This window comes from Brevundimonas sp. (assembly GCF_044336875.1).
In the GTDB taxonomy this organism is placed as follows: Bacteria; Pseudomonadota; Alphaproteobacteria; order Caulobacterales; family Caulobacteraceae; genus Brevundimonas.
This window is the reverse complement of the sequence record NZ_JBIIOP010000006.1, coordinates 144,258-169,383: the sequence shown is the minus strand read 5'-3', so window position 1 is coordinate 169,383 and position 25,126 is coordinate 144,258. Positions and strand designations below refer to the sequence as shown.

23 protein-coding genes and 1 tRNA gene are annotated in these 25,126 nt (G+C 67.7%); 13 read left to right on the top strand and 11 right to left on the bottom strand.

Annotated elements, in window-relative coordinates:
* Window positions 1–45 precede the first annotated feature (45 nt).
* A complete protein-coding gene (locus ACIQ1T_RS10210) occupies window positions 46–1,980 on the bottom strand; it encodes a peptide MFS transporter (protein WP_395944437.1) in 1,935 nt (644 codons plus the stop codon).
* Between the two features lie 272 nt (window positions 1,981–2,252).
* Here ACIQ1T_RS10210 and ACIQ1T_RS10205 point away from each other — a divergent pair, with 272 nt between their 5' ends.
* A complete protein-coding gene (locus ACIQ1T_RS10205) occupies window positions 2,253–3,428 on the top strand; it encodes an N-acetyltransferase (protein WP_395944436.1) in 1,176 nt (391 codons plus the stop codon).
* Window positions 3,429–3,497: 69 nt separating this feature from the next.
* On the opposite strand, the gene mscL is transcribed toward ACIQ1T_RS10205, so the two are convergent.
* The 6 genes from mscL to aroA all read right to left on the bottom strand — a co-directional run bounded on the left by mscL (window position 3,498) and on the right by aroA (window position 8,807).
* The gene (mscL, locus tag ACIQ1T_RS10200) at window positions 3,498–3,920 is read right to left on the bottom strand and encodes a large-conductance mechanosensitive channel protein MscL (protein ID WP_395944435.1); all 423 of its coding nucleotides are present in this window, start codon (window positions 3,918–3,920) and stop codon (window positions 3,498–3,500) included.
* Between the two features lie 37 nt (window positions 3,921–3,957).
* Window positions 3,958–4,248, bottom strand: a complete 291-nt coding sequence (locus tag ACIQ1T_RS10195; protein WP_395944434.1) for an integration host factor subunit beta — start codon at window positions 4,246–4,248, stop codon at window positions 3,958–3,960.
* A 291-nt stretch (window positions 4,249–4,539) separates the two neighbouring features.
* Window positions 4,540–6,243, bottom strand: coding sequence for a 30S ribosomal protein S1 (gene rpsA / locus ACIQ1T_RS10190; protein ID WP_395944433.1), 1,704 nt, complete (start codon window positions 6,241–6,243; stop codon window positions 4,540–4,542).
* 159 nt (window positions 6,244–6,402) lie between these two features.
* Entirely contained in the window at window positions 6,403–7,047 is a 645-nt protein-coding gene (gene cmk, locus ACIQ1T_RS10185) for a (d)CMP kinase (RefSeq protein ID WP_395944432.1), read from the bottom strand.
* Window positions 7,047–7,355: an addiction module antidote protein gene (locus ACIQ1T_RS10180; RefSeq protein ID WP_395944431.1), complete on the bottom strand. Its 309-nt coding sequence runs from the start codon at window positions 7,353–7,355 to the stop codon at window positions 7,047–7,049. The genes cmk and ACIQ1T_RS10180 overlap by 1 nt, the downstream gene beginning before the upstream one ends.
* Window positions 7,356–7,499: 144 nt before the next feature.
* Window positions 7,500–8,807, bottom strand: a complete 1,308-nt coding sequence (aroA, locus tag ACIQ1T_RS10175) for a 3-phosphoshikimate 1-carboxyvinyltransferase (RefSeq protein ID WP_395944430.1) — start codon at window positions 8,805–8,807, stop codon at window positions 7,500–7,502.
* 125 nt (window positions 8,808–8,932) lie between these two features.
* On the opposite strand from aroA, the gene ACIQ1T_RS10170 reads away from it, so the two are divergent.
* The 6 genes from ACIQ1T_RS10170 (at window position 8,933) to ACIQ1T_RS10145 (ending at window position 13,311) form a co-directional block, all read left to right on the top strand.
* On the top strand, window positions 8,933–9,391 hold the full coding sequence (locus ACIQ1T_RS10170; protein WP_395944429.1) for a TIGR02300 family protein: 459 nt from the start codon (window positions 8,933–8,935) through the stop codon (window positions 9,389–9,391).
* 225 nt (window positions 9,392–9,616) lie between these two features.
* Window positions 9,617–9,692, top strand: a tRNA-Ala gene (locus tag ACIQ1T_RS10165).
* Between the two features lie 73 nt (window positions 9,693–9,765).
* Window positions 9,766–10,950, top strand: coding sequence for a winged helix-turn-helix domain-containing protein (locus ACIQ1T_RS10160; protein ID WP_395944428.1), 1,185 nt, complete (start codon window positions 9,766–9,768; stop codon window positions 10,948–10,950).
* Between the two features lie 113 nt (window positions 10,951–11,063).
* Window positions 11,064–11,390, top strand: coding sequence for a hypothetical protein (locus tag ACIQ1T_RS10155; RefSeq protein WP_395944427.1), 327 nt, complete (start codon window positions 11,064–11,066; stop codon window positions 11,388–11,390).
* 31 nt (window positions 11,391–11,421) lie between these two features.
* On the top strand, window positions 11,422–12,231 hold the full coding sequence (locus ACIQ1T_RS10150) for a PhzF family phenazine biosynthesis protein (protein ID WP_395944460.1): 810 nt from the start codon (window positions 11,422–11,424) through the stop codon (window positions 12,229–12,231).
* A gap of 24 nt (window positions 12,232–12,255) precedes the next feature.
* Window positions 12,256–13,311 carry a mechanosensitive ion channel family protein gene (locus ACIQ1T_RS10145; RefSeq protein WP_395944426.1) on the top strand — a complete coding sequence of 352 codons (1,056 nt, stop codon included), beginning with the start codon at window positions 12,256–12,258 and terminating at the stop codon, window positions 13,309–13,311.
* An 83-nt stretch (window positions 13,312–13,394) separates the two neighbouring features.
* Here ACIQ1T_RS10145 and ACIQ1T_RS10140 read toward each other — a convergent pair whose 3' ends face one another.
* Together ACIQ1T_RS10140 and ACIQ1T_RS10135 are read right to left on the bottom strand one after the other, a co-directional pair.
* Window positions 13,395–13,961, bottom strand: a complete 567-nt coding sequence (locus ACIQ1T_RS10140) for a DUF2199 domain-containing protein (RefSeq protein ID WP_395944425.1) — start codon at window positions 13,959–13,961, stop codon at window positions 13,395–13,397.
* A gap of 110 nt (window positions 13,962–14,071) precedes the next feature.
* A complete protein-coding gene (locus ACIQ1T_RS10135; protein WP_395944424.1) occupies window positions 14,072–16,171 on the bottom strand; it encodes a malate synthase G in 2,100 nt (699 codons plus the stop codon).
* Window positions 16,172–16,573: 402 nt separating this feature from the next.
* Between ACIQ1T_RS10135 and ACIQ1T_RS10130 the strand changes: the two genes are divergently transcribed.
* Window positions 16,574–16,948: a hypothetical protein gene (locus ACIQ1T_RS10130; protein ID WP_395944423.1), complete on the top strand. Its 375-nt coding sequence runs from the start codon at window positions 16,574–16,576 to the stop codon at window positions 16,946–16,948.
* A 117-nt stretch (window positions 16,949–17,065) separates the two neighbouring features.
* Window positions 17,066–18,592: a hypothetical protein gene (locus ACIQ1T_RS10125; RefSeq protein ID WP_395944422.1), complete on the top strand. Its 1,527-nt coding sequence runs from the start codon at window positions 17,066–17,068 to the stop codon at window positions 18,590–18,592.
* Window positions 18,593–18,608: 16 nt separating this feature from the next.
* Here ACIQ1T_RS10125 and ACIQ1T_RS10120 read toward each other — a convergent pair whose 3' ends face one another.
* A complete protein-coding gene (locus ACIQ1T_RS10120) occupies window positions 18,609–18,764 on the bottom strand; it encodes a hypothetical protein (RefSeq protein ID WP_395944421.1) in 156 nt (51 codons plus the stop codon).
* Window positions 18,765–18,993: 229 nt separating this feature from the next.
* Here ACIQ1T_RS10120 and ACIQ1T_RS10115 point away from each other — a divergent pair, with 229 nt between their 5' ends.
* On the top strand, window positions 18,994–20,619 hold the full coding sequence (locus ACIQ1T_RS10115; RefSeq protein WP_395944420.1) for a hypothetical protein: 1,626 nt from the start codon (window positions 18,994–18,996) through the stop codon (window positions 20,617–20,619).
* Between the two features lie 31 nt (window positions 20,620–20,650).
* Entirely contained in the window at window positions 20,651–22,279 is a 1,629-nt protein-coding gene (locus ACIQ1T_RS10110; protein ID WP_395944419.1) for a peptide chain release factor 3, read from the top strand.
* Window positions 22,280–22,295: 16 nt separating this feature from the next.
* Here ACIQ1T_RS10110 and ACIQ1T_RS10105 read toward each other — a convergent pair whose 3' ends face one another.
* The gene (locus tag ACIQ1T_RS10105; protein WP_395944418.1) at window positions 22,296–22,916 is read right to left on the bottom strand and encodes an SCO family protein; all 621 of its coding nucleotides are present in this window, start codon (window positions 22,914–22,916) and stop codon (window positions 22,296–22,298) included.
* A gap of 44 nt (window positions 22,917–22,960) precedes the next feature.
* Here ACIQ1T_RS10105 and ACIQ1T_RS10100 point away from each other — a divergent pair, with 44 nt between their 5' ends.
* A complete protein-coding gene (locus tag ACIQ1T_RS10100) occupies window positions 22,961–24,454 on the top strand; it encodes an ActS/PrrB/RegB family redox-sensitive histidine kinase (RefSeq protein WP_395944417.1) in 1,494 nt (497 codons plus the stop codon).
* A gap of 109 nt (window positions 24,455–24,563) precedes the next feature.
* Complete coding sequence (locus ACIQ1T_RS10095; RefSeq protein WP_395944416.1) at window positions 24,564–25,121, top strand: ActR/PrrA/RegA family redox response regulator transcription factor; 558 nt, start codon at window positions 24,564–24,566, stop codon at window positions 25,119–25,121.
* Window positions 25,122–25,126: the final 5 nt, after the last annotated feature.

Sequence of the window (25,126 nt, the reverse complement as noted above, 5' to 3'; positions counted from 1 at the left end):
GGCGTATCGCTCCGCCGGGGCTTCTTTCGTTTCGATCCTGAAGGATCAGCCGACGGTGGAGGTCCGCGGCGCGGCGATGTTGCCGTCTTCCTGACCACGATCGGTCAGATCGGGTCCGGGGTGGTTGTCGCCGTCGTTGATCCCGTTGGACCAGCCCTTGATGAAGAAGCTGGCGATCAGGAACAGGACGCCGGCGATCATGCCGCCCCAACCCAGTTTCTCGAACACGTCGAGCGAGGTCTGCAGCGCCAGGGCGGGGTTCAGAACCTCGCCGCCGACGGTTTCCGTGCCCGCCAGGCCGGCGATCCAGCCGCCGACATACTGGGCGATGGACGAGGCCAGGAACCAGACCGCCATCATGAAGCTGACCACCTGGGCCATCGACAGTTTGGTGATCTCCGACAGACCCACAGGCGACAGGAACAGCTCGCCCGTCGTGTGGAACATATAGAGCAGGGCCAGAAGCACGATGGGCATCTGGAAGGCCGAGTTGGTCAGGCCGGCGCCCCACACCACGACCATGAAGCCCAGGCCGACCTGCAGCAGGCCGAGGCCGAACTTGAAGGTCGGGTCCGGGTCACGCTTGGCCTTGCCCAGCTTGACCCACAGGGCGGCGAAGATCGGCGCGAAGATCAGGATGAAGCCGGCGTTGAACGACTGGGTCTGCGAGGCCGTCATCGTGGTGTCGATGAACAGGCCCTGGCCGACCAGGCCGGCGGCGGCCACCTGAGCCGGGGTGCCGAAGGTGAAGGGACCGAACTGAACGGCGGCCGACAGCAGGTTCAGGTCGACGTTACGGTCGGCGAACAGGTTCAGCGAGGTGCCGGCCTGTTCGAACAGGGTGAAGAACAGCACCGAGCCGAAGATCAGGACCACGGCCAGCATCATCCGCTGACGCTGCGCCCAGGTCTTGCAGATCGCCACCATCACATAGCCGATAAAGGCCAGGGACAGCACGGTCGAGATGCCCAGCACGGTGCCGACCAGGGCGTTGCGCTGGACCAGGAACCAGACCGGGACCACGCCCAGCAGGCCGAACAGATAGATCGAGTATTCGCGGCTGATCGGACCCAGCAGTTTGGTCTTGAGCTTGCCGGTCGCGGGGGGCTCGCCCTTGCCCTGCAGCAGGGGCTTGCCCAGGACGAAGACGATCAGACCCGCCAGCATGCCGACGCCGGCCAGGCCGAAGCCCGCCCACCAGCCGACCGTCTGACCCAGCAGCCCGCAGAGAACGGCGGCCCAGAACGAGCCGAGGTTGATGCCGTAGTAGTAGAGGGTGAAGCCCGAATCCCGACGCGGATCGCCCTGCGGATAGAGCTGGCCCACCAGGGTCGAGATGTTCGGCTTCAGGAAGCCGACGCCCATGATGATCAGGGAGATGGCCAGGAAGAAGACGTTCTCGCCGACCGGATCGCGCTGGGCTTCCAGTTCGTACGAACCGGCGGGCAGGACGGCCGGCAGGGCCGAGGTCGCGGGCAGGCCCTCGATGGCCAGGCCGCCGCCCTCGGCGGGGGCGTAGGCGTAGGACTGGCCGTCGACCACGATGCCGCTGACGCCGCTGGAGCCGCGGCCCTCGGTGGCGACCTGATAGGTCTGGCTGGCGTAGGTCAGAGTCTGGGTGGTGTCGCGGCCCTCGTAGGCCATCATGCCGTGACCGGCGACCAGCAGGACGGCGCCGAAGGCGATGGCCTTGCGCGTGCCGATGAAGCGGTCGGCCAGGATGCCGCCGATCAGGGGCAGCAGATAGACCAGCGAGGTGTAGGAGCCGTAGATCGAACCGGCCGCGCTGTCGCTGAACAGGAAGTGCTGGGTCAGATAGAAGATCAGCAGGCCGCGCATGCCGTAGTAGGAGAACCGTTCCCACATCTCGGCGAAGAAGCAGATGATCAGACCACGCGGGTGGTTCTTGAGAATTTGAAGAAGCACGGGAATGCCCGTGGCGAGGGTTATAAGCACCCCCACGAGAACGACGATGTTCATGCCTAACCTTTGATACGGAGCCGCTGCGGGCCCTCGGTCGCATTGAAGGGAGCCGACCATGTCGCCTCCCCGCCCCCTTGGCGAAGCGCAGAAAAGACCACCGGGCCCCTTCGTTTACAAGCGCTAACGCTCCGTGACCGGACGTCGCGGGGGCTCGCCCATCAAAAACAGGCCTAACGGAAGGTGAATTCCGGCGCGGTTCCTGCGTGTCACGCCTTCGAGCAGTAGCCCCGGTTCCAATATGGGCCGGTTGAGTATGGGAATGAGCGCCGATGCCCGTGCGGCCGATACGCGGATCCGACTATGACGCCTTGAACCGCCTGCATCGACAGGTGGGCTGGCCCGAGCGGTCTCAGGCGGGTTGGCGCTGGCTGGAGCAGAATCCGGCCCGGCTGGACATCGACGCCCCGGTCGGCTGGGTGGTCGTCGACCAGAACGACGAACCGGCCGCCATGCTGGGCAATCTGATCCAGCGGTTTCGCCACGGCGATCGCGTCCTGCACGGAGCGACCGGATTTTCCATTATCGTGCCGCCGGCGCGGAAAGGCGCCAGCCGGTCGCTGATCAAGGCCTTCCTGGCCCAGTCGGGCCTGTTCGCCCGCTATACGCTGAACGCCAATTCGCGGTCGGCGCCCCTGTACCGGCTGTTCGGGATGTCGCCCGGACCGGTGGAGACCCACGCGCTGAAACTGTCCTGGGCGGTCGATCGGCTGGCCTGTCTGAAGGGGCGGCTGTTGCGCAAACTGCTGGGCCACATCTCGGCCGAGGCGGCGACACGCCTGGGCGAGCGGTTGATGAATCCGCGCCTGTTCCGCCCCGGGCGACTGAGCCTGCCGGCGAACGTCGTGGTGCTGCGCGACGTCGGCGAGGGCTCGGCCTATGCCGACTTCTGGCGCGCGCTTGCCGGCGAAGGGCGGCTGCTGGCGGATCGCGGGCCGGAGATTCTGGACTGGCGCCTGTCGGATCCGGACCAGACGCTCGCCCCCGTCCTGCTGGGGCTGGAGCGTGACGGGCGGCTGGTGGGCGCGGCCACGGCCATGATGAACAAGACCAGCCTGATCGAACCGCCCTGCCTCGACATCGTCGATCTGGTGGCGCTGAAGAGCGCGCCCGAGGCGATCGAGGCGCTGGCGGGGGTGCTGATCGACAACGCCCGCGCCCTGGGCGCCGCCAAGGTGCGGCTGCAGGTGACGACGCCGGACATTCTGGATCAGCTTGGGGCCTTGGCGCCCAAGGCCCGGCGAGAGGGCGGCTGGGGTCATTGCCACGCCATCGTCGACGACCCCGCCCTGATCCAGTCTTGGGCGCCGACGCCGTTCGACGGCGACTATGCGGTCTGCGCCCGCGCCGTGCCCCTGCCCCGCGCCTGGCGGGCGCCGATCCGGTCCCAGGCCGGCCAAGCCCAAACGGGCCTCACGACCGGACCACGGTTCGTTCCCGCAGAATAGATCAGGTTCCGGGTCTGGACGAGGCGCAGCCCGGGCGACCGCAGTCGGCCCGAAATCCGGACGACGGCGTCAGGCGCCGGGGCGCGCCTTCAACTCGTCACGGATTTCGGTCAGCAGGGCCTCGGTCGCGGTCGGGGCGGCGGGGGCCGGATCCGGCTTGGCGGCTTCCTGACGACGCAGGCTGTTGATGCCCTTGACCACCATGAAGACGACGAAGGCCACGATCAGGAATTGGATCACCGTATTGGCGAAGGCGCCGTACTGGATGGCGACCTTCTCAATTTCTTCCGTGGCCGGGTTCTCGGGGCGCAGCACCCATTCCAGCTCGGAGAAGTCGATGCCGCCCGTCAGCAGACCGATCGGCGGCATGACGACCTGGTCGACCAGGCTTTTGACAATGCCGTTGAAGGCCGCCCCGATGATCACGCCGACCGCCAGATCGACGACGTTTCCCTTGACCGCGAATTCGCGGAACTCGGACAGCAGGCTCATTCTCTAATTCTCTCGGCGGTTAGGCGGCGTGTAATGCTCAGGCGTCTCCGGAAGCGTTCAGGCGCTCACGCAGTTCCTTGCCGCTCTTGAAGAAGGGGACGGCCTTGGCCGGAACCTCGACCGTCTCGCCGGTGCGCGGATTGCGGCCCACCCGGGCCGGACGCGAGCGTACGGAAAAGGCGCCGAAGCCGCGCAGCTCGACCCGGCCGCCTTCGGACAGCGCCCCGGTCATCTTGCCGAGAATGACGTTCACCAACCGCTCCACCTCAGCGTGGGTCAGGTGCGTGTTCTCGGCCGCCAGCTTCTCGATCAGTTCGGACTTGATCATCAGGGCCCCTGCCAGCTCGTGTTCGACGGGCCATCGCCCGAGGTCGATCCAGAAGCGACACCCTAACCTTCGCGCGGCGGACGAAAAAGCCCTTATCCGCCAATGATGCGCGGCATTCGCAAGATTTATGTCCGGCTCCGTGCATTCCGGTGTGCCAGATAGAGAAAGGGCGGCGGGATCGCTCCCGCCGCCCTTAATCCTTTTCGCTATCGCGAAGCGCGCGGCGCTTCGCTGCTTGAGCGAGGCGCCTTGCGCGGCCGCGGAGCGCAGAAGGCTCCGCAGCCTAAACGCTTAGTCCTTGGTGCCGGCGTTCTTCAGCGCGGCGCCCAGGATGTCGCCCAGCGAAGCGCCCGAGTCGGACGAGCCGAACTGTTCGATCGCTTCCTGCTCGTCCTTCATTTCCAGCGCCTTGATCGACACCGAGACGCGGCGCGAGGCCTTGTCGACGGCGGTGATCATGGCGTCGACGCGGTCGCCGACGGCGAAGCGTTCCGGACGTTGCTCGTTGCGATCGCGCGACAGGTCCGACTTGCGGACGAAGGCCGTGACGGGCGCGTCGTCTTCACCGAACTTGACCTCGATGCCGCCGGTCTCGATCGACGAGACGGTGACGGTGATCTGCTGGCCGCGGCGATAGGTGTCGCCCTCGCCGATCGGATCGCCGCCCAGCTGCTTGATGCCCAGCGAGACGCGTTCCTTCTCGACGTCGACGTCCAGGACCTTGGCCTTGACCATCTCGCCCTTGCGGTAACGCTGGATGGCTTCCTCACCCGACACCGACCAGTCGAGGTCGGACAGGTGGACCATGCCGTCGATGTCGTTGTCCAGGCCGATGAACAGGCCGAACTCGGTGGCGTTCTTGACTTCGCCCTCGACGGTCGAACCGATCGGGTTGTTGGCGACGAAGGCGTCCCACGGATTGTCCTGAGCCTGCTTCAGGCCCAGCGAGATGCGGCGCTTGGAGGCGTCGACATCCAGAACCACGACGTCGACTTCCTGCGAGGTCGAGACGATCTTGCCGGGGTGGACGTTCTTCTTGGTCCAGGACATTTCCGAGACGTGCACCAGGCCCTCGACACCGGCTTCCAGCTCCACGAAGGCGCCGTAGTCGGTGATGTTGGTGATGCGGCCCGTGTACTTGGCGCCGACCGGATACTTGGCTTCCACGCCGTCCCAGGGGTCCGACTGCAGTTGCTTCATGCCCAGCGAGATACGTTGGGTGTCCGGGTTGATCTTGACGATCTGGACCTTGACGGTGTCGCCGACGGCGAGAACCTGCGACGGGTGCGAGACGCGCTTCCACGACATGTCGGTGACGTGCAGCAGGCCGTCGATGCCGCCCAGGTCGACGAACGCACCGTAGTCGGTGATGTTCTTGACGACGCCTTCGCGGACTTCACCCTCTTGCAGCTGGCCGACCAGCTCCGTGCGCTGTTCGGCGCGGGCTTCTTCCAGGATGGCGCGACGCGAGACGACGATGTTGCCGCGCGGACGGTCCATCTTGAGGATGGCGAAGGGCTGTTCCTTGCCCATCAGCGGACCGACGTCGCGGACCGGACGGATGTCGACTTGCGAGCCCGGCAGGAAGGCCGAGGCGCCGCCCAGGTCGACGGTGAAGCCGCCCTTGACGCGGCCGACGATGGCGCCGTTGACCGGCTGGCCTTCGGCGAACACGACTTCCAGACGGGTCCAGGCTTCTTCGCGACGGGCCTTGTCGCGGCTGATGACGGCTTCGCCCAGGGCGTTCTCGACGCGCTCCAGGTAAACCTCGACGTTATCGCCGACCTTGGGCAGGGCGCCGTCTTCGCCTTGGCCGAACTCGCGCATGGCGATGCGGCCTTCGGTCTTCAGACCGACGTCGATGATGACGATGTCTTTTTCGATGCCGACGACGCGGCCGTGAACGACCTGGCCTTCGCCGAAGTCGCGGCCCTGGAGCTGTTCGTCGAGCAGCGCGGCGAAATCGTCGCGCGAGGGAGAGAGGGTGTCAGTCATGGAGCTGGGAAGCTTCCTGTAGGGGCTATGGCGCGCGACCGAACGGCCCCGCGCGAGGTGGAAGAAAAGGATAGGCAGGTCGTCAGGATGCGAGGTCGTTCAGAACGATCAGGACGCCCGCGGAAGCCGAGGATGGACGCGTTGGATTTGCGAAACGGGTCAGAGACCGTGTTTCGCGCGCGCCGCCTCGACGATACGGCGGGCCGCATCGAAGGCGGCCTCTATACCCATGTCGGTCGTGTCCAGCAAGACCGCGTCTTCGGCCTGGACCATCGGGGCCGCGCCGCGCCCGGCGTCGCGCTCGTCCCGACGCTGGATGTCGGCCAGCATGTCGTCGAAGGCGATGTCGATCCCGCGCGCGGTCAGCTGTTTCCAGCGCCGGGCGGCTCGGACCTCCGCCGTGGCGGTGACGAACAGTTTCGCCTGGGCCTCGGGAGCGATGACGGTGCCGATGTCGCGCCCGTCCAGCACCGCGCCCCCGGCCTGGGCCGCGAAGCTCTGTTGCAGGTCCAGCAGGGCAGCGCGCACGCCGGGATAGCCGGCGATCCGGCTGGCGGCCTCGCCCGCCTCGCCTGTGGTCAGGCGCGGATCCTCGGAGACCTCAGTCGCGTCCAGCGACCGGGCGGCCTCGGTCGCCGCCGCCTCGTCGTCCAGCGACCGGCCGGCCTCCAGCAGTTTGACGCCCACGGCGCGGTACAGAAGCCCGGTGTCCAGATGCGCCAGGCCATAGGTCCGCGCCAGCCGCGCAGCGATGGTGCCCTTGCCCGATGCAGCGGGGCCGTCGACAGCGATAATCAGAGGCATCAGGCGGCGGAATCCACGCGGACAGGGGCGAGACGAAGGCCCAGGGCCTGCATCACCTTGAATATGGTCGAAAGCTCGGGCCGCCCCTCTTCGCTGAGGGCACGATAGAGGGCGGTGCGCGACAGGTCGGCGTCACGGGCCATCTGGGTCATGCCCTTGGTGCGGGCGACGACGCCCAGGGCGTTGGTGATCAGGCGCGGATCGCCGAACTCGGCCGCCTCCTCGAAGGCGGCGATCAGATACTCCTCGACCGCTTCGGGCGAGTTCAGATATCGCGCGGGATCGAACGGGATCGTCGCCTCACTCATCTCGATACTCCGCGCGACAATCGCTCCAGACGGGTCGTGATACGGGCTGCGGCCCTCTGGTCTCGAAGGTTCAGCAGCCATCGGTCGAATGCGGAAGCAAACTCCAACTTGACGGCCCGATTGTCGTCCATAGGCGACACTTCGTCAAGCGACCCGCCCGCCCAGACCGTTCATCATCTCGACGAAGCCGGGGAAGCTGGTGGCGATCATGCCGGGTTCGTCGACCGAGACCGGGGCCTCGGCGGCCAGGCCCAGGACCAGATGGCTCATGGCGATGCGGTGATCGTGGGCGGTGTGGACCGTCGCGCCGCCGGGGACAGGGCCTCCGGTGACGATGAAACCTTCCGGCTCTTCTTCCACCGCAACGCCGCAGGCGCGCAGGCCGGCGACCATCAGGGCGATGCGGTCGCTCTCCTTGACCCGCATCTCGCCGACGCCGCGCATGACGGTGACGCCGTCGGCAAAGGCGGCGGTGGCGGCCAAGATCGGATACTCGTCGATCATCGAGGCGGCGCGGTCCTCGGGCACGACCACGCCCTTCAGCGTCGAGTGGCGGGCGGTGATGTCGCCGACATCCTCGCCGCCGGCCTCGCGCCGGTTCGAGATGGTCAGGTCGGCGCCCATCTCGATCCAGGTGTCGAACAGGCCGGTGCGGAGCGGGTTCAGCATCACGCCCTCGACCGTGACCTCGGATCCGGGAACCACCAGACCCGCCGCCAGAGGGAAGGCGGCGGAGGACGGGTCGCCGGGCACGGCGACGAAGGTTCCGGTCAGGGGCTGACCGCCGCGCAGCGTGACCTTCCAGCCCTCGCCCTGCTCTTCGACGCCGACCTCGGCGCCGAAGGCGCGCAACATGCGTTCGGTATGGTCGCGGCTCCTTTCCGGCTCGACCACCGAGGTGACGCCCTCGGCGTTCAGCCCGGCGAGCAGTATGGCCGACTTGACCTGGGCCGAGGCGACGGTCTGCACATAGTCGATGGATTTCAGGGCCCCGCCGGTCAGGGCCACCGGCAGCCGATCCTCGGCCGCCTGCCAGTCAAAGCCCGCGCCCATGTCGGCCAGGGGGCCTGTGACGCGCCTCATCGGCCGTTTCCGCAGCGACTGGTCCCCGTCGAAGGTCGCGGTCAGGGCGTAGCCGGCGGCGGCGCCCATCAGCAGACGCACCCCGGTGCCGGCGTTGCCGCAGTCGATCACGGACACGGGGGTCTTGAAGCCGCCGGCGCCCTGGATACGCCATTGGCCGTCCCCCAGACGTTCGACCCTGGCGCCGAAGGCCTCGACCGCGCGGGCGGTGGCCAGGACGTCGTCGCCCTCCAGCAGCCCCTCGACCTCGGTCACGCCCGAGGCCATGCCGCCCAGGATCATCGACCGGTGGGACATGGATTTGTCGCCCGGCGCGCGCACGGTTCCGGCAAGGGCGGTCGAGCGTCTGGAGGTCAGTTGGGAAGGCATTTTCACCCGCTTCAGGCTGCGTTCGCGAAAGGGCCGCGCGGGCGGCGCGAAAGATGGCTTTTGACAGCGGCTCCTAGGGGTGGCAAGGGACCGCCCCGAATTCAACCCGTTGTAAGGTTCCTAACGTGGCCAATCCCGAACTGGGCGCCAAGCAGGTTTGCCCGAACTGTCAGGCGAAGTTCTACGACCTGAACCGCCGTCCCGCCCACTGCCCGAAATGCGGCACCGACTTCGACCCTGAAGAGGCGATGAAGCTGCGCAGCCGTCGTGTCCGTCCCGGCTATCCGGCCGACGACGAGGACACGGAAGACCAGGTCAAGGACAAGAAGGCCGAGTCCGACGAGGACGAGGACGAAGAAGTCCGGGCTCCGGAAATCGACGAGGAAGGCCACGAGCCGATCCTGACCCCGGACGACGACGACGACGACGCGCCCGCCGATGCTTCGGAAGAAGCCGGCATGGGTTCGACCGACGGCGACGACGACCTGGGCGACGACGATGACGACTCCGTGCCGTTCATCGAAGACGACGACGATGACTCGATCGACGACGAGATCGCCAAGCCGTCGCGCGACGACGACTGATCTTTTTTGTTGCGTCTGCCGCGTTTCCCGCTAGAGGAAGCGCGGCAGGCAAACAGCCTTCTCGGACCACCGTTCGGTTTGAAATCGCTGCTGTTTTTCGCTTCCGGAACCGATGCGAAAATAAATGTCGAAACGGGCTTGATTGCAAAAAAGCTCTGACATAGGTTCCGCCGCCTCGCCGGGGGCCATCGCAAGATGAACCGGGCGAACCAGACCGCAAGGTCCGGGGCTTTAGCTCAGTTGGTAGAGCGCTTGCATGGCATGCAAGAGGTCAGCGGTTCGACTCCGCTAAGCTCCACCAGTTTCCTGAAGGCCGGTTGCGAACGCAGCCGGCCTTCTTTGCTTTCCGGCGCCGTCTCGTGGACAAACGCCGCATGACGCTGTCCCTGTCCGCGAACGAAGCCCGACGCATCGCCCTGACCGCCCAGGGCTTCAACGGATTTCGGGACCGAACCGAGATCGGGGCCGCCGCCCTGCACCGAGCGATCGACCGGCTGAACCTGCTGCAGGTCGACAGCGTCAATGTGCTGGTGCGCGCCCACTATATGCCCCTGTATTCGCGGCTGGGGCCGTATGGGCGGGATCTGCTGGACGCCGAGACCGTGCGCCGCCCGCGCAAGCTGTTCGAATACTGGGCGCACGAGGCCTCGCTGCTGCCTGTCGCGCTCCAGCCCTTGCTGCGCTGGCGCATGGCCGAGGCGGAACAGGGGCGCGGCGTCTGGAGTGGGGTCAGCCCCTTCGCCGGCGAACGACGCGCCGAGGCCGAGGCCCTGCTCGACCGGATCCGAACGGACGGGCCGCTGGCGGCTTCGGATCTGGGCGAACGGCCCGCGCGCAAGGGGATGTGGGCGTGGAGCGACGGCAAGAAGGCGATGGAATGGCTGTTCTGGTCGGGCCGGGTCACGGCCACCCACAGACGCGGCAGTTTCGAGCGGGTCTATGACCTGACCGAACGCGCCCTGCCCCGCGCCGTGGTCGAGACCCCGACGCCGACGCCGGCGGAGGCCAAACGCCTGCTGATCGAACGCTCGGCCCGCGCCCTGGGCGTGGTCACGGCGACCGACCTGCGCGACTATTTCCGCCTGTCGCCCCAGGACGTGCGCGCCGCCCTGCCGGATCTGGTGGAGGCGGGCGTGATCGCGCCCGTTCAAGTGCAGGGCTGGGGCCAGACCGCCTGGCTGCACCGGGACGCCAGGGCGGGGCGTCGGCTGTCCGGTCAGGCCCTGCTGTCGCCCTTCGATCCGCTGGTGTGGAACCGGGATCGGGCCGAGCGGCTGTTCGGCTTCATCTACAGACTGGAGATCTACACCCCGGCCCACAAGCGGGTGCACGGCTATTATGTCCTGCCCTTCCTGATGGACGGGGCCCTGGTCGCGCGGGTCGATCTGAAGGCGGACCGGGCGAGCCGGACCTTGAAGGTGCTGGCCATTCATCTCGAGCCCGGTGCGCCGGCGGCGACGCCGGAGCGGCTGGGGGAGGAACTGCAACTGATGGCCCGATGGCTCGGGTTGGACGAGGTGGGCCACGCCCCGTCGGGCGGATCGCGGGCGAATCTATAACTTTGGTGCGTTTTGCCCGGTCGGGCGCGGCGGGCGCGTGGACGAATCCCGGCGGGCGGTGAATCTGGCGGCGAGGTCGGGGCGCAGGGCTCCGGCAGACGAGACCGCCCCCGATGATGACCGACGGCCTGTATCATGTGGTTTTCCAGACCGCCTTCGGCTCGGGCTCGGGCGTGGCGACCCTGCAGGACGGGCGGCTGCGCGGCGGAGATGCGGACTATTCCTTCAAAGGGGTCTGCACCGGCGACAGCCGCCGGATCGTCGCCGAGATCCAGGTCGAACGCCGCAAACAGGGGCGCGGCGGACTGAGCGGCAAATGGCGCGCCATCGACATCCGGCTGGAGGGCCAGCCCGGCGTCAAGGCCTCGGCCATGACGGGAGCGCTGAGCGCCTCGCCCGACCTGCCGGTGGCGGCGGTGCTGACGCGGATCTCGGACTGACGGCGGCGGCGGGATCGGCTAGATGGTCCCGATGCGCCAGTGGACCATAGACGCCTTCGCCGCCCGCCCCTTCCTTGGCAATCCCGCCTGTGTCGTCGCCCCCGTCGAGGCCTGGGCGTCCGACGACTGGATGCAGGCTCTGGCGCGCGAGAACAATCAGGCCGAGACCGCCTTCCTGCGCCGCACGGCCGATCCGGCCGCCTTCGACCTGCGCTGGTTCACCCCGGCGACCGAGGTGGATCTGTGCGGTCACGCCACCCTGGCCGCCGCCCACGCCCTGTTCGCCGAAATGGGCGGCAAGGCCGAGGCTCTGACCTTTTCCACTCGATCCGGGCGACTGATCGTGCGGCGACAGGATCAGGGTTACGAGATGGACTTCCCCGCCGATCCGCCGCGCCGGATCGCGCCCCTGCCCGCCCTGACTGAGGCTCTGGGCGTGGAGCCGGTCGAGGTGTGGAGCGCCCGCTATCTGGTCGCCATCCTGGCCGACGAGACGGCGGTGCGGACGGTGCAGCCCGTCATCCGCGCCATCGCCGCCCTGGTCGGTCATTCGGTCGAGCCGGGTCAGGTGATCGTCTGCGCCGCATCCGATGATCCCGATTTCGACGTGGTCGACCGGTTCTTCGCCCCCGGCTGCGGGATCGACGAGGATCCGACGACCGGATCGGCCCATTGCATCCTGGCGCCCCTGTTCAGCGACAGGCAGGGCCGCGAGGAATTGCGCTTCCATCAGGCCTATCCCGGACGGGGCGGCGATCTGCAGACTCGGATGGCCGGCGACCGGGTGCTGATCCGGGGCCGGGCGATGACGGTGATCGAGAGCCTGCTGCGGGAACCTTGACCGTATGACGCGCGCTTGAGCCCCATGACCACCGCCGTCGAGAAGCTGAGCCTGCAGGCGATCGAACAGTCGCAGGTGATCCGCGTGGCGGGCGCCAGCCTGACGGTCGGGGGACTGGTCAGCGCGGCGGTGATCCTGGGCGTGACCTTCGCGGCCAGCTGGCTGGTGACCCGGGCCCTGCGCCGGGTGCGTGAACGGGCGGATCGCAGCCGCCAAGCCGTCTATCTGCTGGAGCGGCTGGCCGGTTACGCCATCATCGTCATCGGGGTGATGTCGGCCCTGTCGGCGGCGGGGGTGAACCTGTCGTCCCTGGCGGTCTTCGCCGGCGCCCTGGGGATCGGCGTGGGTCTGGGCCTGCAGGGGGTGGTCAAGGAGTTCGTGTCCGGCCTGTTTCTGATCTTCGACCGGATGGTGTCGGTCGGGGACTATATCGAGATCGAGGACATCGGCATTCGCGGCGCCATCATGGAGATCGGGCCGCGGGCGACGCGGGTCAGGACCAACGATAACGTCAATGTCCTGGTGCCGAACTCGCGCTTCATCGAACAGCCGGTGACCAACTGGACCCTGCGCGGCGACACCCGGCGCATCCATGTGCCCTTCGCCGTGGCCTATGGGTCGGACCGGGGCCAGGTGCGGGACGCGGTGCTGGCGGCGGCGCGGGCAAGCCCCTTCACCCTGCCCGAGACCGAGGCGAGGAAGAGCCAGGTCTGGCTGGTCGGGTTCGGCGACAAGGGGCTGGAGTTCGAACTTCTGGTCTGGCCCACGCGCGATGCGGTCAAACGGCCGGCGGCCATGCACGCGGCCTATACCTGGCTGATCGCCGACGCCCTGGACGGGGCCGGGATCGAGGTGCCCTTCCCCCAGACCGACCTGCGGATCCGCAGCGCCTTCGGCCTGGAGGGCGACGACGCCCTGCGCCGGCTGGGCTATGGCCGGGGGACCAAGCCGACGCCGGCCGCCCCCCAGGGCCAGACGGCTGCCAGTAACGACGCCGCCGAGGATCTGATGAAGGCCGAGGACGAGGAAGGGCCGCTGGAGCCCGCGCCGGGGCCGCCGCCGGGTCGGACGGGGGGTTAGGGGCCACCTGCCCAAGGACCGGGGGCTGTTCTCGGCTAAAGGCGGTTCGGGAGAGTCAGCCTCCCGGCGGCCCCTTCGTCGCGCTAGATTCCCAAATGCGCGTGAACGTACTCGACCGCCCGACCGAAGGGGATACCGGCCCGTTGAGCGATCGAAAGCGGGTGGTCGACCTGCTCCAGTTCGATGAGTGGCCTCAATCCGCCTGTTCGAGCATGTACGCTACACTTGAGGTTCAGGGTTTCAGGATAACCAGGCAGACTGTTGGCAAACCAGCCGAACATCGGCGGAAGCTCGATGCGGTCAGCTTCGTTCTCCTCCTCGAAGGTCGGCAGGTAACGGAAGAAGCTATCGCGGCTGAGGCTTGTCCAGACGCCGAAGCTGAGCACCCCGTCACGGTCCGTCAGTGGCACCTCCAGGACACCGCGAATGAAGTAGTGCTCGTCTTTCCAGATGCAGGTGTCGGTGGTCAGGTCGAAGTCCTCTGCCCGCTCCTGCTCGGAGGCCTGCTCCCAGACGAGCGGAGCAGATGCCACTACCGCCGGCAGATCATCGTGGGTCTCGCCACAGGTGGGGCAGATCCAAGATCTAGCCGCCACGGCACGGCGCCCGGCCAGGCGGTCAAATAGGCGGCGCACAAAGCTAGCTGTCATGACCCTAATGTTTGCCCTCACTCCCGAAGGGACGCCAGCCCGGAACTAGACATCCGCACCGCCGGCAAAGGGTCGCGCAGCGCATTTGCCCCGCCCGAGAGCAACCGATCTCAACCTTGCGCCTTCACCCTCAGCCGGAAGGCGTGCAGCAGGGGTTCGGTATAGCCGTTCGGCTGATCCACGCCCTCGAACACCAGGGCGCGGGCGGCCTGATAGGCCAGGCTGGCGTCGGGGTCGGGCGCCATCGGCCGATAGAGGGGATCGCCGGCGTTCTGGGCGTCGACCTTGGCCGCCATCCGCCGCAGGGCGGCCTCGACCTGGTCCGGCGTACAGACCCCGTGCAGCAGCCAGTTGGCGATATGCTGCGAACTGATCCGCAGCGTCGCCCGGTCCTCCATCAGGCCGATGTCGTGGATGTCGGGCACCTTGGAACAGCCGACGCCCTGGTCGATCCAGCGGACCACATAGCCGAGGATGCCCTGGGCGTTGTTGTCCAGTTCGGCCGTCACCTCGTCCTCGGACCAGTTCACGCCATTGGCCAGCGGCGGGGTCAGCAGGGCCTCCAGCCCCGGCGTCGGCCGGGTCGCGACCTCGGCCCGGACGGCGAAGACGTCGACGGCGTGATAATGCAGCGCGTGCAGGGTCGCCGCCGTCGGGCTGGGCACCCAGGCGGTGTTGGCGCCGGTCTTGGGGTGGCCGATCTTCTGTTCCAGCATGTCGGCCATCCGGTCGGGCGCGGCCCACATGCCCTTGCCGATCTGGGCCTTGCCGGACAGGCCGCAGGCCAGACCGATGGCGACATTGCGCGCCTCGTAGGCGGCGATCCAGGCGCTGGACTTGATGTCGGCCTTGCGCACCACCGGACCGGCCTGCATGGCGGTGTGGATCTCGTCGCCGGTGCGGTCCAGGAAGCCGGTGTTGATGAAGACGATCCGGTCCTTCACCGCCTGGATGCAGGCGGCGAGATTGGCCGAGGTGCGGCGCTCCTCGTCCATGACCCCGACCTTGATCGTATGGCGCGGCAGGGCCAGCAGATCCTCGACCGCGTCGAACAGGCGGTCGGTGAAGCCGCACTCGTCCGGCCCGTGCATCTTCGGCTTGACGATATAGATCGAGCCGGTCGTGCTGTTGCCGCGCCCGCTGAGCCCCTTGTGCCGGGCGATCAGGCTGGTGACCACCGCGTCGAGGACGCCTTCGGGCGCGTCCCGGCCGTCGGCCAGACGCACGGCGGGGGTGGTCATCAGATGGCCGACGTTGCGGACGAACAGCAGGGAACGGCCCTTCAGGGTCAGGCTCGATCCGTCCGGGGCGGTGAAGACGCGGTCCGGGTTCAGGCGCCGGGTCAGGGTCTTGCCGCCCTTGTCGAAGGTCTCGACCAGATCGCCCTTCATCAGGCCCAGCCAGTTGCGATAGGCGACGACCTTGTCGGCGGCGTCGACGGCGGCGACCGAGTCCTCCAGATCGCAGATGGTGGTCAGGGCCGATTCCAGAACCACATCGGCGATGCCCGCCGGGTCGGAGCGGCCGATGGAATGGGCGCGGTCGACGATGACCTCGATATGCAGGCCGTTGTGGCGGAACAGGCGCGAGGTTTCCGTGCGCCCCACGAATTGGGTCGGTTCCTGCAGCACGACGGCGTCGATGTCGGTCAGATCGGCCCAGGAGCCCCGGGCCAGCGGGACCGCCTGATCCAGAAACGCCTTGGCGCGGGCCACGACGCGGGCGCCGCGTTCGGGATCGTAGCCGCCGCCGGCCGGCAGGTCGCCCAGAGCATCCGTGCCGTAGAGGGCGTCGTACAGGCTGCCCCAGCGGGCGTTGGCGGCGTTCAGCAGGAAGCGGGCGTTCAGGATCGGCACGACCAGCTGCGGCCCGGCCATCGTTGCGATCTCGGCGTCCACGCCGGTCGTGCCGACGGCGAAGGGCGCCGGTTCGTCGACCAGATAGCCGATCTCGCGCAGGAAGGCCTGCGACGCGCCGACGTCGTAGGGCTGGCCCCTGCGGGCGGCGTGCCAGTGGTCGATCCGCATCTGCAGGGCGTCGCGAACCTCCAGCAGGTCGCGGTTCTCAGGCGCGAACCGGGCGAACAGGTCGGCGGTCCCGCTCCAGAAGGCGGCCGCGTCCAGATCCAGACCGGGCAGCACCTCCTGCTCGATCAGGGCCGCGAGTTCGGTCGCGACCTGCAGTCCGGCGCGATCTTGATAGGACGTCATGGCGGCCTCTTCTCCGGCGGCAGAGGCCGGGCCTGTAACAATGCGTGATGACGTAAGCCGACCGCAAGGAGGTCCGCAAGGGTCACGTCGCGTCACCCCCTTCGCTTTTGGTCTAGGCGGCGGCAGTCTGATTAATCGCCGAAATCCCCACCCCGTATTCATCCCTAGCCGAAAGGGGGGCGGGCGCCGGCCCGGGGCCCTTCTGGCGCACCGCGTGAACCGCGCCTGTTTTCAACGGCATATGGTCGCGCTCGACCCTAGCCCGCCTTGAATTTCTGGTAGATTCCCCAGCTTGACCGGTCAGAAAGCCTTAACCGCGTCCGTGAACGGGACTGCAAGCGCGGGCGGTTAGTGTCGGGATACGGACGACATCCCGTCCGGTTCGCCAGAAGCGTTTCGCCCATGCTGTTTCTCCTGAACGACGTCGTGTTCGACCTGGACGAGGCCTGCCCGGTCACGGCCGCCGACGCGCGCCGGTTCGAGAAGCTGGGCTTCGACTATGTGCTGGAACTGGGCTGCGAACTGTTCGCCGAAGATCCCCTGCTGCACCGCACCGATCCCGCCCGGGCGCGCCGCCTGGCCTGGCTGATCGCCGAGCGCAGCCCCGACGTCAACGCGGCCCTGTTCGCCGCCCCCGCCGCCGCCTGCAATCCCGATCTCGTCGAGCCGCGCTTCTGCGCCCTGCCTGACACGGTCATGAAACAACTCCATCACAAGGGGCGTCGTCTCGACGCCGTCGCCGCCGACCGCGCGGTGTGGAATCGCCTCGCCGCCTAGTTCTCCCCCCCCTTCAGTTTCAGTTTTCGCCTGCAGCGGGCGACGGAATGACGCCGTCGCGCGACTGTGTATCCGTGCCCCAACCGTAGAGTTAGTGGCGTAAAGACCGAGGTTTCGATGATGACTCGCATCGCCGCCGTCCTGTTCATGATCGTGACCTGGTTCTGCGCGAGCGCGACCCAGGCGCAGGAATGGAAAAGGGCTGAAAGCCAGTCGTTCGTCGTCTATTCCCAGGGCGGATCCAACGCGGCCCTGACCCGCTACGTCCAGCAGCTGGAAACCTTCGACTATATGCTGCGGTATCGCAATCACCTGCCGCTGAACACGCCGCCCAAGAACAAGCTGCCGATCTATCTGGTGGCCAACAACGCCGGACTGGAGGCGATCAATCCGCATCTGGACCGGATGTACGCCGGCGCCTACTACCCCACCCTGGAAGGCATATTCGCGGTCACGCTGCGCAACGCCGACCAGGATTATATCTTCCACGAATACCACCACCACTTCGCCTTCCAGAACCGTGACGGCAGCAACCGTCCGGCCTGGCTGATCGAGGGGCTGGCCGAGTATTTCATGACCGTCAGGATCAGCGACCGCGTGGTCGAGATCGGCGCGGCCAATCCGGCGCGGCTGGCGCGGCTGAAACGCGGGCGCTGGATTCCGCTGGAGACCCTGCTGACCAACACGCCGGACAGCGCCCCGATGGGTCCCGACCGCGACAGCTATTATCCGGTCGCCTGGCTGCTGACCCACTGGCTGATGAACAGTCCTGACGGCATCGCCAAGCGGGACGCCTATATGGCGGCGGTCAAGAGCGGCGTCTCTCCGGTCAAGGCCATGACCGACGCCACCGGCCTGACCATGCCCCAGCTGGAAGCGGCCCTGCGCGCCTATCTCAACCAGCCGATGCAGACGATCCGCTACGAGGGCAAATTCCCCACGGCCCAGGTCACGGTGACGGACGTGCCGCGTTCCACCGGGGACGCCCTGCTGCTGGCCCAGCGCCTGAAGTTCGACCTGACCCGCCCCGAGCGCGCCCAGGCCCTGAGCGAAAGCCGCGATCTGGCCCGCCTCTATCCCGACGACACATTCGTCCAGCTGCAGCGCGCCCGGACCGAAATCGAATATGGCGATGGCGACGAGGGAGAGCGGATTCTGCGGACCCTGCTGAACCAGGACCCCGCCAATGTCGACGCCCTGCAGCTGATGGCCCACCGGGCCGAGCACCTGGCGCGCCAGACGCCGGCCGAGCGCGACGTCCACATGGATGAGGCCCGGACCTATCTCGCCGAAGCCTGCCGCGCCAATCCGAACGACGCATACACGCTGTACCTGATGGCCCACACCCGTCTGTCGGGCGGTGCGACGCCCGAGGAAGAGGATCTGCGGACCCTGCAGTCGGCCTTCAACCTGGCGCCCCAGGTGGCGGCGCTGCGGATCGATTACAGCGAGGCCCTGATCAAGGCGGGCAAACCGGACGAGGCCGTGCCCCTGCTGGAATCACTGGCCAACTCGCCCCACGCCGGCGTCGCCGCCCGGGTCGCCCAGGACATACTGAAACGCGCGCGCCGTCCCATGCTGGCGACCGACGCCGCCACCCAGGACATGGCCACCACCCCCGCCATAGACCACGCGGGGGCCTAGCCTCAGGGCCGGCCCGTCAGAAGGCCGAGAAGGCGACGTGCACCACTGTGGCGACGGCGAAGATGAAGCCGAAGCCCATCGCCAGTCCCAATGCGGGGTGCAGCCTGTGCGGGCGTTCGGGCGTCACGCGTTCGAGACCGGCGATACGGTCTTCCGGATGGATCACAGCCATCGTCTTTTCCTTTCCCTATGGGTCCCGGAAATTTCCGGGATGGGAGCGTCGGGCTCTGACGGCCTGATCGTCTCCTCAGACCCGACAATGACTCCAATAGCCCCGTCTGACGAGGGGTTATTTGATCTGGGACAAACCCACCCCAACGATTGAAATCAGCAGGGTGGCGCAACATCCCGCTTTACGGCCAAGCACAACCTCTGCGACTGTCGCGGTCAGTGGAGGGGTTATGAAATTCTCGAACTTGCGCGCCGGCGTCGCCGGCGCATTGGCCGGCCTCGGCCTGATGTCCACCGCATCCGCGGCCCATGCAGACTGGCTGCGCGCCGAGAGCGAACGCTTCATCGTCTACAGCGAAGGCAGCGAACGGTCGCTACGGGACTATGTCCGCAAGCTCGAGATGTTCGATCGCGTCATGCGGTTTCGGTCCAACATCTCCCTGTCCGAAACACCGCCGCGCAAACTGCCCATCTATCTGGTCGGCAACCGGGCGGGACTTCTAAAGGTTCGGACGACAGCCGCGCCGAACATCGTCGGCGTCTATTTCCCGACGGAGGAGGACATCTTCGCTGTGGCCATCCGGCGCGGCAACGGCGACGACATAGACGGCGACGACGTGCTGCTGCACGAATATGCCCACCATTTCATGCTGGGGAACATGCCCGGCGCCTATCCCGCCTGGTTCGTGGAGGGGTTTGCCGAATATTACATGACCGCCGAGATCGAGGAGAACGAGGTGGTTCTGGGCGGCTTCAACCAGAACCGCGCCTACTGGATCATGAACGAGAACTGGATTCCGCTGGAGACCCTGCTGCGGTCGCATCCCGGCGAGATCAGATCGAACAGCCAGCGCGCCACCTATTATCCCATCGCCTGGCTGCTGACCCACTGGTTCATGAGCGATCCGACCCGGGCCGGGCAGTTGCAGGCCTATGTGAACGACGTCGCCGACGGCGCCGACCCCGTGCAGGCGATGGAAGACGCGACGGGAATGTCGCTGAACGAGTTGCGGTCCGCCCTGCGCCGCTACACACGCGAACGGCTGGCGGCGACGAAAATCTTCGGCCAGTTCCCCGAGACGCCGGTGACCGTCACCCGCCTGCCCAGGTCGGCGAACGACCTGCTGCTGATCAATCAGAGGCTGAAGGTCGGGGTGCTGGACGACGATCGGGAAGCCCTGGGCCGGGAAGTGGCGCGGATCGCCGCCCGCCATGGCGACGATCCCCTGGCGCTGCTGGCGGCGGGCCACGCGGGGCTGCATTTCGGCGACCGGCCTGCAGGCGAACGCGCCCTTCTTCGACTGATCGAGATTGATCCCAACCATGTCGAAGCCTTGCAATTCCTGGCGCAGGAGAAGTTGCGCCAGGCGCGCGATGCCGAGGACGAGGCGCAGGAGACGGCGCTGAAACGCGAGGCGCGGGCCTATCTGGCGCGGGCCTATGCGGCCGGCGACAACGACTACCAGACCCTGGCCCTGCTGATCGAACTGCGTCAGGGCCAACCCGGCTTCCCCAATGACAACGACATGCTGACCCTGGGCCTGGCCCTCGACAGGGCGCCGCAACTGGCCGGCGTGCGCTTCAGCTACGCCAGCGCCCTGGCGGATCGCGACGAGACGGCCGAAGCCATCGCGGTGCTGCGCCCCCTGACCAACAATCCTCACGGCGGAGGCGCGTCCGAGTTCGCGGGCAGGATGATCGCCGCGCTCGAGGCCGGCGACGCCCTTCCCGGCCTCACCGAAGAGGCGGAGGCGGCGCAGATCAGCGAGAGCGAACCGGAGGGCGAAACCGGCGACGCCCCCGAAACCGCGCCCGCAGGCGAGCCGGAATCGTCTCCGACGCCCAGCAGCGAGTGACTTTCGGCGCGCGGCGGGGTAGTCGCGCGCCATGACACTGACACTGCCCGAAGAAGCGGCGCGCCGCCGGACCTTCGCCATCATCGCCCACCCCGACGCGGGCAAGACCACCCTGACCGAGCACATCCTGCTGGCCGGCGGCGCCATTCGCGCGGCCGGCGCCGTGCGGGCGCGCGGCGAGAACCGGCGGACCCGGTCGGACTGGATGAAGATCGAGAAGGAGCGCGGGATTTCCGTCAGCGCCTCGGTCATGACCTTCGAGCACGACGGCAAGATGTTCAACCTGCTGGACACGCCGGGGCACGAGGACTTCTCGGAAGACACCTATCGCACCCTGACCGCCGCCGACTGCGCCATCATGGTGCTGGACGCCGCCAAGGGGATCGAGCCGCAGACGCTGAAACTGTTCGAGGTCTGCCGCCTGCGCGACATTCCGATCATCACCTTCATCAACAAGCTGGACCGCGAGGCCCAGGATCCGATGGCGCTGCTGGACGACATCGCGTCGCGGCTGCAGCTGGACCCGGCGCCCATCTGGTGGCCAGCCGAGAGCGGCAACCGGCTGCGCGGCATGGTCGAGGTCGAAACCGGCAAGTTCCAGCCCTATACGCGCAAGGCCGCCGGTTCGGCCGAGGATCCCGAACACCCCGCGGCCCTGCCGCTGGACCAGGCGGCGCAGTATTTCGAGGCGGGCGAGCAGGACACCCTGGCCGAGGCCGTCGAACTGGTCGAGGGCGGCTATCCGGCCTTCGACCGCCAGGCCTTCCTGGAAGGCCATATGACCCCCGTACTGTGGGGGTCGGCCCTGCGCCACTTCGGCATCGACGAACTGCTGAAGGCCATCGGCGACTGGGCCCCCGCGCCCAAGATCATGAAGGCGAGGAAGGAATCCCCGCCCGAGACCCGCAACGCCCCCGTCCCTGTCGAGACCGAGGTCGAGCCGGGCGCCAACGAGGTCACCGGCTTCGTCTTCAAGGTCCAGGCGAACATGGACCCCAACCACCGCGACCGGATCGCCATGTTCCGCATGGCCTCGGGCGCCTTCAAGCGCGGCATGAAGCTGAAGGTGCAGAACACGGGCAAGTCGCTGTCGGTCAATGCGCCGATCATGTTCTTCGCCTCGGATCGGGAACTGGCCGACGACGCCTTCGCCGGCGACGTGATCGGTATCCCGAACCACGGGGTGCTGCGCGTCGGCGACAGCCTGTCGGAGAGCGGGGTGGTGCGGTTCGCCGGCCTGCCCAACTTCGCGCCGGAAATCCTGCAGCGGGTGCGGGTCAAGGATCCGCTGAAGGCCAAGCATCTGAAGAAGGCGCTGGAGGGTCTGGCCGAAGAGGGCGTGACCCAGTTGTTCCGCCCCGAGATCGGGTCAGACTTCATCGTCGGCGCCGTGGGCCAGCTGCAGTTCGAGGTCATGGCCGACCGCCTCGGCGAGGAATACGGGCTGGACGTGGTGTTCGAACCCAGCCCCTACGCCGAGGCGCGCTGGGTCAATGGGACCGATGCCGACATCGAGGACTTCAGCGGCAAATACCGGCCGCAGATGGCCCGCGACATCGACCAGGCGCCGGTCTTCCTGGCCAAGTCGAGCTGGGAGACCGGCTATGTCGGGGAACGTTTCCCGAAGGTGAGCTTCACCAAGACCAAGGAACGCGGCTGATCGTCAGCCGCGTTTTTCAGCCGCGCGCCATGGTGTCTTCGAGGATCTTGGTCGAGCGGGCCGGGCCGAGGTTGTAGCCCAGAAGGTTCCGGAACCGGCCGTCGGGTCCCATGATATAGACCTGCAGCGAGTGGTTCATCGTATAGCCCTCGCCCTCCCCGACCTTCTCATAGACGGCGCGGTAGGCCCTGGCCGCCTGGGCCACCTGTTCCGGCGTGCCCGTCAGGCCGATGGCCCCCTTGGGGAAGCCGTCGGACGACAGATAGTCCTTCATCTGCTGCGGCGTGTCGCGCTCGGGGTCGATGCTGACGAAGACGAACTGAACATCCTTGGCCTTGTCGCCCAGTTGCTGCTGCACCGCCGCCATCTCGGCCAGGGTCGTGGGACAGAACTCGGGGCAGTAGGTGAAGCCGAAGAAGACCAGGCTCCACTTGCCGTTCAGCAGGCTCTGGTCGACCGGCCGGCCGTCCTGGTTCGTCAGCTGGAAATCGCCGCCGATCAGGGGCTGGCCCGAGGCGCCGATCTCGCCGGTCGTCGGGGTCGAGCGCGCATTGACCACAACGATCGTCACTATGGCCAGGGCGGCGGCGATGGCGATACAGGCGCCGGCGAACAGCAGGATGGAACGACGCGGCATGACGGCCTCTCACGGAAAAGTCTGAGCCGGTCTATAGAAGGCCGGTGACCTCGACAGAAGACCGCATCGCGCCGCACTTCCCCGACGCACAGGCCCGGAACGGCCTGGGCTCGAACAGCCTGGCCCAGGACGCCCTGGACGGCTGGCGCGAGGCCCCGCGCCGGGGCCGCGGCTTCTCGCTGCGGACCCTGATCGTATTGCGCTGGCTGACGATCCTGGGCCAGAGCGCCGCGATCCTGACGGCGCACCAGGGCCTGCACTTCCCCCTGCCCCTGTGGCCCTGCCTGATCGTCATCGCCATCAGCGCGGCGGTGAATGTGGGCGCCATGGCGCGGGTGCGGCGGCTGGAAGCCAGCCTGCCCGATGGACGCACCACCGCCGTGCACCTCGGCTTCGACATCTTCCAGCTGGGCATATTGCTGGCGCTGACCGGCGGGCTGGAGAACCCCTTCTGCCTGCTGCTGGTGGCGCCGGTGACGATCGCGGCGGCGGCCCTGCCGATGCGCCAGGCCCTGTTCCTGGGCGTACTGGCCCTGATCGCCGTGGGCGTATTGTTCTTCTGGTCCGAGCCCCTGCCGTGGCGGGAGTACGAGGATTTCCACCTGCCCCAGCTCTATCGGCTGGGCATGGCCATGGCCCTGGTGACGGGGGTGGTCTTCACCGCCGGCTACGCCTGGCGGGTGGCGGCCGACGCCGAGAAGCTGGAACTGGCCCTGGCCACGACCCAGGACGTGCTGCAGCGCGAGCAGAGGCTGGCGGCCCTGGGCGGTCTGGCGGCGGCGGCGGCGCACGAACTGGGCACGCCCCTGGCGACCATCCAGGTGGTGGCCAAGGAGTTGCAGCGCGCCTCGGCGCCCGGCAGCGACGCCGCCGAGGACGCCGCCCTGATCCTGCAGCAGGCCGAGCGCTGCCGGGGCATTCTGACCCAGCTGTCGCAGCAGCCGGAGGGTGACGACGCCCTCTACGCCGATGTGGCGCTGAAGGCTCTGCTGGAAGAGGTGGTCGAGCCGCATCGGGGCTTCGACCTGGAATTCGAGGTGCTGGTGAAGACCCCGCCCGGCCAGCCCGCGCCGCGCGTGCGCCGGATGCCGGAGGTGGTTCACGGCCTGTCGACCCTGGTCGAGAACGCCGCCGACTTCGCCCGGACGACCGTGCGGGTCCAGGCCCTGGTCGACGCCGGCTGGATCGAGATCGACATCCTGGACGACGGCCCCGGCTTCGCCAGCGACATCCTGCCCCGGCTGGGCGAGCCCTATGTGACCAGCCGGCCCCAGGGCAAGGCGCGTCAGGCCCTGGCCGCCCAGATCGCCGCCGCAGCCCGCCCGTCCAAGCGCAAGCCCGCCGAGATGGAGGCGCCCATAGCCCCCAGCCAGGGCGGCATGGGCCTGGGCTTCTTCATCGCCCGCACCCTGCTGGAACGGACCGGCGGATCGGTCAGCGTCGGCCAGGGCCTGGCCCAGTCGGAGACCAAGGGCGCGCAGCGCGGCGCCCGTGTGGCGGTGCGCTGGGCCCGTCCGGCCCTGGAGGTTCCGGCGTGATATCGTCCGGTCGCAGCCGGTTTACCGCATTGGGTCGAAGCGTCGCAGGGGGAACCTTGGCCTTGACCCGCGCGCTTCCGGTCCCGACTTGAAGCGGCAGGAGAGAAGAATGTCCGAACTAGAAGCCCGTATCGCCGCCCTGCCCGACAAGTCCCTGCTGCTGCTGGACGACGATCAGGCCCTGCGCACCCGGATGGGGCGCGCGCTGGAAGCCCGCGGTTTCCAGGTGACCACCGCCGAGTCCGTCGCCGAGGCGACCGTCCTGCTGCGCGACAAGGCTCCTGCCTTCGCCGTGCTGGACATGCGGCTGGAGGACGGCAACGGGTTGAAGATCGTCGAAGCCGTGCGCGAGAAGCGCGAGGACGCCCGGATCGTCATGCTGACCGGCTACGGCGCCATCGCCACGGCGGTCGCGGCGGTCAAGGCCGGCGCCGTCGACTATCTGTCCAAGCCCGCCGACGCCGACGATGTGGTCAAGGCTCTGCTGGCTGCGGGCGACGAGGCCCCCGAGCCGCCGGAAAACCCGATGAGCGCCGACCGGGTGCGCTGGGAGCACATCCAGCGGGTCTATGAGCTGTGCGACCACAATGTCTCGGAGACGGCGCGTCGCCTGGGCATGCACCGCCGCACCCTGCAGCGCATCCTGGCCAAGCGCGCGCCGCGCTGAGGTCG

What these genes read in the sequence shown, in the direction of transcription:
- ACIQ1T_RS10210 (WP_395944437.1), bottom strand. Translation starts at nt 1,980, where the DNA reads ATGAACATCGTCGTTCTCGTGGGGGTGCTTATAACCCTCGCCACGGGC.
- ACIQ1T_RS10205 (WP_395944436.1), top strand. Translation starts at nt 2,253, where the DNA reads ATGCCCGTGCGGCCGATACGCGGATCCGACTATGACGCCTTGAACCGC.
- mscL (WP_395944435.1), bottom strand. Translation starts at nt 3,920, where the DNA reads ATGAGCCTGCTGTCCGAGTTCCGCGAATTCGCGGTCAAGGGAAACGTC.
- ACIQ1T_RS10195 (WP_395944434.1), bottom strand. Translation starts at nt 4,248, where the DNA reads ATGATCAAGTCCGAACTGATCGAGAAGCTGGCGGCCGAGAACACGCAC.
- rpsA (WP_395944433.1), bottom strand. Translation starts at nt 6,243, where the DNA reads ATGACTGACACCCTCTCTCCCTCGCGCGACGATTTCGCCGCGCTGCTC.
- cmk (WP_395944432.1), bottom strand. Translation starts at nt 7,047, where the DNA reads ATGCCTCTGATTATCGCTGTCGACGGCCCCGCTGCATCGGGCAAGGGC.
- ACIQ1T_RS10180 (WP_395944431.1), bottom strand. Translation starts at nt 7,355, where the DNA reads ATGAGTGAGGCGACGATCCCGTTCGATCCCGCGCGATATCTGAACTCG.
- aroA (WP_395944430.1), bottom strand. Translation starts at nt 8,807, where the DNA reads ATGCCTTCCCAACTGACCTCCAGACGCTCGACCGCCCTTGCCGGAACC.
- ACIQ1T_RS10160 (WP_395944428.1), top strand. Translation starts at nt 9,766, where the DNA reads ATGACGCTGTCCCTGTCCGCGAACGAAGCCCGACGCATCGCCCTGACC.
- ACIQ1T_RS10155 (WP_395944427.1), top strand. Translation starts at nt 11,064, where the DNA reads ATGATGACCGACGGCCTGTATCATGTGGTTTTCCAGACCGCCTTCGGC.
- ACIQ1T_RS10150 (WP_395944460.1), top strand. Translation starts at nt 11,422, where the DNA reads ATGCGCCAGTGGACCATAGACGCCTTCGCCGCCCGCCCCTTCCTTGGC.
- ACIQ1T_RS10145 (WP_395944426.1), top strand. Translation starts at nt 12,256, where the DNA reads ATGACCACCGCCGTCGAGAAGCTGAGCCTGCAGGCGATCGAACAGTCG.
- ACIQ1T_RS10140 (WP_395944425.1), bottom strand. Translation starts at nt 13,961, where the DNA reads ATGACAGCTAGCTTTGTGCGCCGCCTATTTGACCGCCTGGCCGGGCGC.
- ACIQ1T_RS10135 (WP_395944424.1), bottom strand. Translation starts at nt 16,171, where the DNA reads ATGACGTCCTATCAAGATCGCGCCGGACTGCAGGTCGCGACCGAACTC.
- ACIQ1T_RS10130 (WP_395944423.1), top strand. Translation starts at nt 16,574, where the DNA reads ATGCTGTTTCTCCTGAACGACGTCGTGTTCGACCTGGACGAGGCCTGC.
- ACIQ1T_RS10125 (WP_395944422.1), top strand. Translation starts at nt 17,066, where the DNA reads ATGATGACTCGCATCGCCGCCGTCCTGTTCATGATCGTGACCTGGTTC.
- ACIQ1T_RS10120 (WP_395944421.1), bottom strand. Translation starts at nt 18,764, where the DNA reads ATGGCTGTGATCCATCCGGAAGACCGTATCGCCGGTCTCGAACGCGTG.
- ACIQ1T_RS10115 (WP_395944420.1), top strand. Translation starts at nt 18,994, where the DNA reads ATGAAATTCTCGAACTTGCGCGCCGGCGTCGCCGGCGCATTGGCCGGC.
- ACIQ1T_RS10110 (WP_395944419.1), top strand. Translation starts at nt 20,651, where the DNA reads ATGACACTGACACTGCCCGAAGAAGCGGCGCGCCGCCGGACCTTCGCC.
- ACIQ1T_RS10105 (WP_395944418.1), bottom strand. Translation starts at nt 22,916, where the DNA reads ATGCCGCGTCGTTCCATCCTGCTGTTCGCCGGCGCCTGTATCGCCATC.
- ACIQ1T_RS10095 (WP_395944416.1), top strand. Translation starts at nt 24,564, where the DNA reads ATGTCCGAACTAGAAGCCCGTATCGCCGCCCTGCCCGACAAGTCCCTG.